The organism is Priestia sp. 53B2 (assembly GCF_056099005.1).
Map to the genome: position 1 here is coordinate 1 of NZ_JBLZXA010000069.1, position 461 is coordinate 461.

General features: G+C 43.6%; 1 protein-coding gene. It reads left to right on the top strand.

Annotated elements, in window-relative coordinates:
• Positions 1-367: 367 nt before the first annotated feature.
• Positions 368-461 (top strand): helix-turn-helix transcriptional regulator (locus ACN6NE_RS31095; RefSeq protein ID WP_474329438.1); only part of this gene is annotated, 94 nt, incomplete at its 3' end.

Sequence of the window (461 nt, forward strand, 5' to 3'; positions counted from 1 at the left end):
CTCTTGCCAATACCCAGGCAAAGCTGTGCACTATCCTGAGCTAACACTTACGAAGCTTACAAACCTTCACTAATGTTCACCATACTCATCTTCCCCTAGCAGTGTTCCGAGTCGTGCACTGACTCTCCGTTTCCGCATTTCCGCATGCAACCCACGAGCCCGTTACCAGGCCCGCAGTTTTGGACGGGGATAGTTTTTGCGTCTAAACCAGTGGCGTGAGCCACACTATATAAAAGCGACTTCTTGTCGCACCGTAAAGCATGTTATAGGAATAAAACTATATCGTCTAAAATGCAAACTATCCTTTACATTTTGCAAATGATACCTTACAATCAAAAGTAAATAAATGGATAAGGAAGGCTTCTAAATGCTCAGAAATAGAGTTCGTGAATTACGTGCCCGTTTTAAATGGACACAACAAGACTTAGCTGATTCAGTCGGCATTACAAGGCAGACAGTTG